Origin of the sequence: Embleya sp. NPDC008237, from assembly GCF_042956465.1 — a bacterium.
GTDB lineage: Bacteria > Actinomycetota > Actinomycetes > Streptomycetales > Streptomycetaceae > Embleya.
On the sequence record NZ_JBIBGL010000035.1, the window covers coordinates 55,312 to 64,785 of the forward strand.

Genomic DNA, 9,474 nt, shown 5'->3' on the forward strand with positions numbered 1-9,474 from the left:
GCACGGCCGCCGACCACCCGTTCATTCGGGCCCGATTCAGTCGGTGCCGCCGGCCACCGGACTCGGCCGGTCCGTTTCGTCCGGGCCCGACTCAGTCGGTCCCGCTCGGTACCGGACTCGGCCGGTCCGATCTGCGCCCGAAGCGCATTCCCCGGTCCCGGAGGGAGCCGTGTCGGAGCATCAGCACGTCGCGCGGATAGTTCTGGTGCAGCCGCCAAGGGGTGGTCGGCCCCTGTTTGGGCAACAACGCGGTACCGCGCTGTACATAGCCGGACTTGAGGTCGATCAGCGGCTCCAGCGGCGCGTCGGCCGCGGGGGCCTGCGGCGTGCACACCTGGTAGCCGTGTGCGTCCATGTGGTTCAGCAGTCGGCATACGTACTCGCCGACCAGGTCGCACTTGAGCGTCCAGGACGCGTTGGAATAGCCGATCGTGAGCGCGAAGTTGGGCACCCCGGAGAGCATCATGCCCTTGTAGGCCACCGTCCGGGACGGTTCGACCGGTGTCCCGTCCACACGCAGCGTCATGCCGCCGAGGGCGAGCAGGTTCAGCCCGGTCGCGGACACCACGATGTCGGCGGGCAGTTCGGCGCCGGACTCCAGGAGCACGCCGGTCCGGGTGAAGCCGGCGATCGTGTCGGTGACGATCGAGGCGCGCTCGCCGTGCAGGGCGGTGAACAGGTCGCCGTCGGGGACGAAGCACATGCGCTGGTCCCACGGGTCGTAGCGGGGCGCGAAGTGGGTGTCCACGTCGTAGCCTTCGGGCAGTCGGCGGATCGCCCGCCTGCGCAGCAGCGACTTCATCAGCGCGGGCGCTCGGCGTGAGACGTGGAAGGCGAGCATGGCCATGCCGATGTTCTTGGCCCGGATCAGCGAATACGCCGTCCGGTCCGGCAACACCCGGCGCAGCCGCGCGGCCAGCGCGTCGCGCGCGGGCAGCGCCATCACGTAGCCGGGCGAGCGCTGGAGCATGGTCACGTGCGCGGCCGTGCGGGCCAGCGCGGGGACCAGGGTGACGGCGGTCGCGCCGCTGCCGATCACCACGATCCTTCGGTCGGCGTGGTCCAGATCCTCGGGCCACGCCTGGGGGTGCACCACCGGGCCGGCGAAGTTCTCGATGCCGGGGAACTCGGGTGTGTAGCCCTGGTCGTAGCGGAAGTAGCCGGTGCATCCGAACAGGAACGAGCAGGTCAGTTCCACGCTTTCGGCGTCGCCGCCGGCCGGGTCCGTGGCAGGCTCGGTGCCCGAGGGCGTACGAAGGGCCCGGACGGTCCAGCGGGCCGTCTCGGCGGACCACTCGGCCTCGACCACCCGGTGGCCGAAGCGCACCATCCGGTCCACGCCGTGCTCGCGTGCGGTGTCGCGGATGTAGTCCCGGATCGCCGCGCCTTCGGCGATCGACTCGGCGGCGGTCCACGGTCGGAACGAGTAGCCCAGGGTGTGCATGTCCGAGTCCGAGCGGATCCCGGGATAGCGGAACAGGTCCCAGGTTCCGCCGATCGCGTCGCGGCCCTCCAGGATCAGCACCGACTTGCCCGGTGCACGCTGCCGCAGGTGACAGGCGGCGCCGATGCCGGAGAGGCCGGCGCCGACGATCAGGACGTCGACGTGTTCCGAGGCCATGCCAGTCCCCATTTCGCGATCGGACGCGTGCGGGTCGTCCGAGACCGGACCATGCGTACGACACCCGGGGTCGGCCGGCGCACACGCCTACCGGGTAGTGGTGGCCCGGTCACCGTATCGACGTGTTGTCGAAGTGGTCAACACTGTGTCGACTCGGTCGACGCACGGTAGCGTTCGAGAGTGACCGACACCCCTGCCGACGATGGGAGTGCGCAACACCCCGGTGGACTCGACTTCGACCTCGGAGGGGCTGTCTTCGGGCCCGGCGGCATTTGCCGGACTTTGCCAGTGGTCCAGACCTATTGACCGTAAGGTCTGGACCACTTTACGGTCGTGGCAATCGCACCACGTGAATCTCCGGGCCCGTCCCCGCCCGGGAGGCAGGCGTGCCACGCAGGACGTTCCTTCCGTGCCCGGTCGTGCTCGAAGTGCCGAAAGGGAATCGAGCATGATGGGTCGCACGTCACGCCTTCTGGGGGCCGCCCTCGCGGTCGCCTTCACCGTTGCCGGGTCGGTCGCGGCCGCACCGAACAACGCCGACACGAACCGTACTTCGCCTTCGACGAAGCGCGCGAGCGCGCCGGTGGGCAGCACCTGCGCGGTCAAGTCGAAGCCCGCGGGCAAGGTGCTCCAGGGCTACTGGGAGAACTGGGACGGTGCGGTGAACGGTGTGCACCCGCCGTTCGGCTGGACCCCGATCACCGACTCGCGGATCGCCGCACACGGCTACAACGTGCTCAACGCCGCCTTCCCGGTCATCCTCGGCGACGGCACCGCGCTGTGGCAGGACGGGATGGACTCGACCGTCAAGGTCGCCACGCCTACCGAGATGTGTCAGGCCAAGGAGGCCGGCGCCACCATCCTGATGTCCATCGGCGGGGCGGCGGCCGGCATCGACCTCAACTCCCGCGCCGTCGCGGACCGGTTCATCGCGACCATCGTGCCGATCCTCAAGACCTACAACTTCGACGGCATCGACATCGACATCGAGACCGGCCTGGTCGGCGGCGGCAACATCAACACACTGTCCACCTCGCAGGCCAACCTGGTGCACATCATCGACGGCATCCTCGCCCAGATGCCGAGCAACTTCGGCCTGACCATGGCCCCCGAGACGGCCTATGTCACCGGCGGCAGCGTGGTCTACGGCTCGATCTGGGGCGCGTACCTGCCGATCGTGAAGAAGTACGCGGACAACGGTCGGCTGTGGTGGCTGAACATGCAGTACTACAACGGCAACATGTACGGCTGCTCGGGCGACTCGTACTCCGCCGGCACGGTCGCCGGCTTCACCGCGCAGACGGACTGCCTCAACCGCGGGCTGGTCGTGCAGGGCACCACGATCAAGGTGCCCCTCGACAAGCAGGTTCCCGGGCTGCCCGCGCAACCGGGCGCGGGCGGCGGCTACATGACGCCGTCTCAGGTCGCCCAGGCATGGAACCGCTACAGCGGCGGCCTCAAGGGCCTGATGACCTGGTCGCTGAACTGGGACGGCTCCAAGAACTGGTCCTTCGGCAACAACGTCAAGGCCCTCCAGGGTCGCTGACCGCACACCGGCGCTGCGGATCGCGGCGGTACCGCCGATGGCCGGTACCGCCGCGATCGATGCGGTTGCGCGGCTGTCCGCCACCGCCGTCGAGGAGGGCCGGGGCCTGTCCTCGATGAGCGGCAGCCCGGCCGCCCCCGCCTACCGTCCACCGGCCCGGCGGCCGGGTCGGGCCGCTTCGGGCTCGGGTGCTCGGCCCCTCGATCCCTCCGTGCGGCGGGTCAGGTGCGCAGATGGGAAGCGCCGTTGAGGTCGAGGATGGTGCCGGAGGCCCATTCCGCGTCCGGGGAGGCCAGCCACACGACGGCCGCCGCGATCTCGGCGGGATCGGCGACCCGGCCGAACGGGCTCTGGGCCCGAATGGCGGCGCCCTCCGCACCGGACAGGCGGTGCGCCACCCGGTCGGTGTCGATGAAGCCGGGAGCAATCGAGGCGACCGCGATCCGGTGCGGGGCGAGGGCCACCGCCAGGGACTGACCGAGTGCGTGCAGGCCGGCCTTGGTCGCACCGTAGGCCGGATGATCCGGTTCACCACGGAACGCGCCGCGTGAGCCGACGTTGACGATCCGCCCGCCGGTGCCACGCGTGATCATCCCGCGGGCGACGAGGTGGCTCAGCCCGGCGGCGCCGACCAGGTTCACCGCGACGTGCCGCTGCCAGGCCGCGACCCACTCGGCATACCCGGTGTCGACGGGCGGGTGCGGCGTGTTCACCGCGGCGTTGTTGACCAGGACATCGATCCCGCCCAGCGCCTTCTCCGCCTCGGCCACCAGCCGCTCCACCTCGTCCGGTTCGGCGACATCCGCGCCGACCGACACGTGGCCTCGGCCCGCCAGATCGGCCACCGTGGTCTCGGCTTCCTCCCGCCGCGACCCGTAGTGCACGGCCACCCGGTCACCCTGCGCCGCGAACGCCAGGGCGATCGCGCGTCCCAGACCCCGCGCGGCACCGGTGACCAACACCCGCCGGCCCGTGGCCGGGAAGGCCCGTGGTTCGTCGGACACGACCTTCTCCTCTGCTGCCGTCTCGAAGGCATCCGAGCCTACGCGGCGTCGCAACCGGGCCGTCGCCGGGAGCCGGCCACCGCCGAGTGTCGAGGAGAGGGGCGGCGTCAGGTTCCGTCGATCTGCAATTCGACGAACACGTCCGGATCGAACGGGACCCAGCGGGCCGGGCGATCGCTGCCCACGATCCGCAGGCGGCACCAGTCCTGCCCACGATCGCCGTGCCACCGGGCGTTGATTCGCCCGAGCGCCCAACTGCCGTCGCGATTACGGATTTCCACCGGCTCGTAGACGCGGCGGATCTCCTCCTCCGGAGGAGCTTGCACCCACGTGGTCTCCGGGCCGTCGGCCGTGGACCGCTCTCGATGATCATTCGGCACAGTTCCACCCCTGATCCACAGGCGACGGAGCGGTCTCGTCCGAGTCGAATCCGTCGAAACCAGGCTTCTACACATCTGTAGAAACCATACATCAAGCCCATCGGCGTCCGTTGCCCCCCATCACCGCACCCGACCGGGCCGGGCACGGGCAGCGGCCCGGACGCAACGGGTCGGGCGGTAGGGCCCGTTCGCCGTACGTCGGTCGCGCGCACCGGCCGCGAGACCGCGTGCCCGACCCGGCGGGACCGGTTTCGGCGCGCGATCGGGCGGCGGTGGTGACACAGTGGCGGTAAAGGATCTTCGTGTGGCCCGGTCGCAGGCGCGACCGGCGGGGCCGAGCGGCGTCGGTTGCACCGCTGCCCGCCACGAAGGTCGTCTCCGCGGCGATCCCCGGATCGAGACCATTCGCGAGCGAGGCGACGCATGACAACCAAGCGCACACCCGTCGTGTTCATCCATGGCCTGTGGCTGCATTCGACCAGTTGGCGAGCCTGGGCCGAGCGGTTTCGCGACGCGGGATACGAACCGCTGATGCCGGAGTGGCCCGGTGTTCCCGCCACCGTCCTGGCGGCCCGCCGACAGCCGGAGGAGCAGGGCGGCGTCGGTCTCGCGGAGATCGCCGAGGCGCACGTCCGGGTGATCCGCGAGCTGCCCTCCCCGCCCGTCCTGGTCGGTCACTCCGTCGGCGGCTTCATCGCCCAGCGGTTGTTGGGCGAGGGGCTCGCCGCAGCGGCGGTGGCGATCTGTCCCGGCCAGATCAAGGGGGTCAAGGCGGTCGGTCCGGCCCAGGCGAAGTCGACGTTCCCGTTCCTGCGCAATCCCGCCAACACCAAGCGCGCGGTGTCGCTGAATCAGGACCGGTTCCGCTACGCCTTCGCCAACGCCGTCTCCCGCAAGGAGTCCGAGGACCTGTTCGCGGCGTGGACGATCCCCAGCCCGGCCCGGCCGCTCTTCCAGTTGGCGCTGGGCAACCTCACCCCGAACTCGGCCGCGCGGGTGGCCACCGAGAACCAGTCCCGCGGACCGCTCCTGCTGCTGTCCGGGAAGCTGGACCACACCGTGCCGGACGTGCTGACCCGCGCCACCTTCAAGCGATACGGCAAGTCCCGTGCCACCACCGAATATCGCTGTTTCGACAACCGCGGCCACTCGCTGATCGTCGACCACGGTTGGCCCGACATCGCGGACGCCTCGCTGACCTGGCTCGCCGACGCCGGCTTCCCGCGGGCCTGATCCGCGACAGGTCCCGATCGCCCCCGGCGCGGCGGCGCCGGGTGTGCCGAGTCGGGTCACTCGCTCGGGGGCGGTGTCCACTCGTGGGCCGGCGCGACGAGCGGATGGTCGGGGGTGCGGTACCAGGGTTGTTGCTCGACCGTGTCGTCGTCGGCGAGGCGTACGGTGAGGCCGAAGTCGTGAATGGTGGGACGGCCCTGGGAATGCCACCAGTACCAGGTCGCCTCGACCTCGTCCCACAACCGGCGGGGGCCGGATTGGCGAATCGTCGGCGGCTCGCCGACGGCGAAGTGGGCGGCGGCGATCGAGTGGCCGTGCCCCGTGTCGGCGCCGTAGAGCCACAGCGTGCCGCCGAGCGCGCCGTGCAACACCGGGCGGGCCAGGCAATCGGGCACACACAGGCCCAGCACCAGGGCCACCGGGTCGAACGGGCCGCCCACCACGTCGTCGTAGCCGAGTGTGGTGGTGGTCGGATGCGCGTAGGCGGCCCAGTCCTCGGGGAGCGCGGCGCCGCCGTAGCGGCCCCAGTGCGGGTGATGCGCGCGCAGCTTCATGAACGCGGTGGCCAGGGTGAACGGGCCGCTGGCGGTGCGGCGATCCGGGTCGACGACCAGGCGCAGCGCGCAGTCGCCGCTGCCGTAGTCGGTGCCCCACGGGAGCACGATCACCGCGCCCGGCGCGGCCTGTTCGACCCACGCCGACGGCACGCGCCGGACTCCCGCGGTGACTTGGATGCGTTCGTACGGGCTGCCCGCCGGGTGGCCGAGCGTGCCGTCGCCGGTGACCACCTCGACGAAGTTGCCGAATCCGGCTGCGGCCAGGTTCTCCCGTGCGCGGCGGGCCAGTTGCGGGTCGACCTCGATCGAGGTCACCCGGCAGCCGCGCGCCGCCAGCAGGCCGGCGCTGTAGCCGGTCCCGGTGCCGACCTCCAACACCCGCATGCCCGGCGCCGCGTCCAGGTCGTAGAGCATCTCCGCGAGGGTGGACGGCGTGGAGGCCGACGAGGTGGCCAGCCGCCCGGCGGCGGCGCCGGTGTGCCGGCCGTCGTCCCACTGGGTCACCAGCGCCCGATCCGAATAGACCGCCCGGCGCCAGGCCTCCGGATCGCGATCGCGGTCCAACGGCGCGTCGCTGTCGTCCGGCCAGATCCGGGCGGGCACGAAGTCCTCGCGGGCCACCATGCCGAACACCGATTCCCAGCCCGCCGGAAGAACGTCCTTGCCCTTCAGCAGGGCCGTGAGTGTGTCGGGCCCCACCGTCATGACACGAACCGTCGATCGGATAAGACGGACTGACCGAGCATCGTGAACCAACCTTTCCGGAGGTCGACTACTCACCGCACCCTAGGAACCCCGAAGCGTAATCGTCAAGGCACCAAAGGAACTTGCCGTGCCAACGAAGCACCACCCGCAGGAGTGCCCGGATCCGGGCAGCACGACGGTCCGTCGGACCGGCGACGGGCCGATGCGAGCGCTCGGTGGTGTGAAGTCACGGCGTACCCACGGCGGTTGATCGGTTCGGGCGGGGAGGTCCCGGCGGTGCGGTCCTGCCGCCGACCGACCGGCCCGCTCAGCGGTCCATCAGCGCGCGCTCCTTGGCCGCGTGCACGGCGGCGGTGAGTCCGTCGATGTCGTACGGGCCGTGGTGGCGGCGGCCGTTGACGAAGAACGTCGGAGTGCCGGAGACCCCGCTCAGGTCGGCCGACTCCTCGTCCTCCGTCACCCGGTCGGCGCCGCGATGGGTGCGCAGCGCGATCCGGAACTCCTCCACGTCCAGTCCCAGCGCCTTTGCGTGGGCGAGCAGATCGCCGGGCTTGAGCGCGTCCTGGTTCCCAAGGAGATGGTCGAGCATCTCCCAGAACGCGCCCTGCTCGGCCGCCGCCTCGGCGGCGATCGCGGCCAGTCGGGCTCGCGGATGCACGTCCGGCAGCGGCAGGTGGCGCCACACGTAGCGCACGTCGCCGAAGTCGGCGAGCAGTTCGCGCACCACCGGCTCGGCCAGACCGCAGTAGGGGCATTCGAAGTCGCCGTACTCCACCAGCGTCACCGGGGCGTCGATCGGACCGCGGATGTGGTCGCGCTCGGGGTCCACCGGCACGGCCAGGTCGACCAGGCTCTGGGCGGTGCCCAGCAGTGCCCGGGAGCGGGCCGGGCGCGGCATCGCGGCGATCGCCACCGAGACCAGCCAGGTCACCACGAACGAGCAGACCACGGCGCTGAGCACGCCCACCTTGGCCTCGTCGAGCCGCTCACCCTCGAAGGCCAGCGTGGCGATCAGCAGCGACACGGTGAAGCCCACCCCGGCGATCGCGCCGCCGCCGACCACGGCGCCCCAGCCGACCGGCGGGCGCAGCCGACCGCGACTGAGCCGGGTGGTCAGCGCGGAGGTGCCGATGATGCCCAACGGCTTGCCCACCACGTAACCGACCAGGATGCCCAGCGTCACCGGCGAGGTGAAGGCCCGGGAGACCAGCCCGGCGTCGAGCGTGATGCCGGCGTTGGCCAGCGCGAACAGTGGCACGATCACGTAGCCGGTCCACGGGTGGTACATCCGCTGTAGGCGCTCGTTCGGCGACAGGGCCGCCGCCATGCCCAGCCGGGCGGTGCGTTCCAACTCCGGCGTGGGCTGCTCGCGGAACGAGCGGAACAGCCCGGTGGCCCGCTCCAATTCGATCCGCGAGGCCGGGTAGGCGAAGGTCAGCAGGCCCATCACCAGGCCGACCACCACCGGATCCACGCCCGACTTGAGCACCGCGATCCAGGTGATCACGCCGAGTACGCCGTACGCACTGCCGCGCCGCACCTTCGCGGTGCGCACCAGCACGATCACCACCAGCATCGCCAGCGCCACCAGAAGCGCGGGCACGTCGATGTGATCGCTGTAGGCGACCGCGATCACCACCAGGGCGACGAAGTCGTCCACCACGGCGACGGTCAGGATGAAGGTGTGCAGCCTGCGGGGGAAGCGGCTGCCGAGCAGTGCGAGCATGCCCAGCGCGAAGGCCGTGTCGGTGGACATCGCGGCACCCCAGCCGTGCACCGAGGATTCGCCCGCGTTGATCGCCAGGTAGATCGACACCGGCACCGCCATGCCGCTGAGGCCGGCCAGCAACGGCAGGGTCAACCGGCGCCGTTCGCGCAGCTCGCCCATGTCGAACTCGCGCCGGGCCTCCAGGCCGACCACGAAGAAGAACAGCGTCATCAGCCCGCTGTTGACCCATTCGCGCAGGTCCAGGGAGACACCGGAGTCGCCGAGCCGCACCGACAGGTGGGTGTGCCACAACGATGCGTAGGAGTCGGGGCCGATGTTCGCCCAGGCCAGGGCGACCAGGGTGGCGGCGAGCAACACGGTCGCGCTGCCGCTCTCGGTCCGGATGAACGCCCAGCGCGCGGTGCGTGCGCCTCCCTCGTCGAGCGACTGCCCGGCCAGACCCTCGTCGCTGGTCGGCTGCGTCATGCGGATGCCCCCTGTGTACGTGCCGCGCTCCCCGGCGGAAGCGGATCAGAGGATATCGGCCGGTTCCTCACGCATGATCATCCCGCCGCCCGCCGCCCGCCGCCCGCCGGCGGTGGGGTGGGCCGACCGTCTTCGTGGGTCAGGCGGCGGCCGTGGTCTCCCGGGACTCCTGCGCCGCCGGGGTGTTGGTGCGGCCCTTGGGGAGGAGGAGGAACAGGGCCATGACGGGGAGGA

Annotated in this window: 7 protein-coding genes; 2 read left to right on the plus strand and 5 right to left on the minus strand. The window is 71.0% G+C overall.

The features are described from left to right. Positions 1 to 91: 91 nt before the first annotated feature. Positions 92 to 1,621 carry a flavin-containing monooxygenase gene (locus tag ACFZBU_RS46395; protein WP_391589882.1) on the minus strand — a complete coding sequence of 510 codons (1,530 nt, stop codon included), beginning with the start codon at positions 1,619 to 1,621 and terminating at the stop codon, positions 92 to 94. Between the two features lie 448 nt (positions 1,622 to 2,069). Here ACFZBU_RS46395 and ACFZBU_RS46400 point away from each other — a divergent pair, with 448 nt between their 5' ends. Then, a complete protein-coding gene (locus tag ACFZBU_RS46400) occupies positions 2,070 to 3,167 on the plus strand; it encodes a chitinase (RefSeq protein ID WP_391589883.1) in 1,098 nt (365 codons plus the stop codon). Between the two features lie 221 nt (positions 3,168 to 3,388). On the opposite strand, the gene ACFZBU_RS46405 is transcribed toward ACFZBU_RS46400, so the two are convergent. Together ACFZBU_RS46405 and ACFZBU_RS46410 are read right to left on the minus strand one after the other, a co-directional pair. Next, the gene (locus ACFZBU_RS46405) at positions 3,389 to 4,171 is read right to left on the minus strand and encodes an SDR family NAD(P)-dependent oxidoreductase (protein WP_391589884.1); all 783 of its coding nucleotides are present in this window, start codon (positions 4,169 to 4,171) and stop codon (positions 3,389 to 3,391) included. A gap of 107 nt (positions 4,172 to 4,278) precedes the next feature. Next, positions 4,279 to 4,497: a hypothetical protein gene (locus tag ACFZBU_RS46410; RefSeq protein WP_360324319.1), complete on the minus strand. Its 219-nt coding sequence runs from the start codon at positions 4,495 to 4,497 to the stop codon at positions 4,279 to 4,281. A 477-nt stretch (positions 4,498 to 4,974) separates the two neighbouring features. Here ACFZBU_RS46410 and ACFZBU_RS46415 point away from each other — a divergent pair, with 477 nt between their 5' ends. After that, positions 4,975 to 5,784: an alpha/beta hydrolase gene (locus tag ACFZBU_RS46415; protein WP_391589885.1), complete on the plus strand. Its 810-nt coding sequence runs from the start codon at positions 4,975 to 4,977 to the stop codon at positions 5,782 to 5,784. Between the two features lie 56 nt (positions 5,785 to 5,840). Here ACFZBU_RS46415 and ACFZBU_RS46420 read toward each other — a convergent pair whose 3' ends face one another. Together ACFZBU_RS46420 and nhaA are read right to left on the minus strand one after the other, a co-directional pair. Further along, a complete protein-coding gene (locus ACFZBU_RS46420; protein WP_391589886.1) occupies positions 5,841 to 7,046 on the minus strand; it encodes a methyltransferase domain-containing protein in 1,206 nt (401 codons plus the stop codon). Between the two features lie 307 nt (positions 7,047 to 7,353). Next, positions 7,354 to 9,240: a Na+/H+ antiporter NhaA gene (gene nhaA / locus ACFZBU_RS46425; RefSeq protein ID WP_391589887.1), complete on the minus strand. Its 1,887-nt coding sequence runs from the start codon at positions 9,238 to 9,240 to the stop codon at positions 7,354 to 7,356. Positions 9,241 to 9,474: the final 234 nt, after the last annotated feature.

What these genes read in the sequence shown, in the direction of transcription:
- ACFZBU_RS46415 (WP_391589885.1), top strand. Translation starts at nt 4,975, where the DNA reads ATGACAACCAAGCGCACACCCGTCGTGTTCATCCATGGCCTGTGGCTG.
- nhaA (WP_391589887.1), bottom strand. Translation starts at nt 9,240, where the DNA reads ATGACGCAGCCGACCAGCGACGAGGGTCTGGCCGGGCAGTCGCTCGAC.
- ACFZBU_RS46395 (WP_391589882.1), bottom strand. Translation starts at nt 1,621, where the DNA reads ATGGCCTCGGAACACGTCGACGTCCTGATCGTCGGCGCCGGCCTCTCC.
- ACFZBU_RS46400 (WP_391589883.1), top strand. Translation starts at nt 2,070, where the DNA reads ATGATGGGTCGCACGTCACGCCTTCTGGGGGCCGCCCTCGCGGTCGCC.
- ACFZBU_RS46420 (WP_391589886.1), bottom strand. Translation starts at nt 7,046, where the DNA reads ATGACGGTGGGGCCCGACACACTCACGGCCCTGCTGAAGGGCAAGGAC.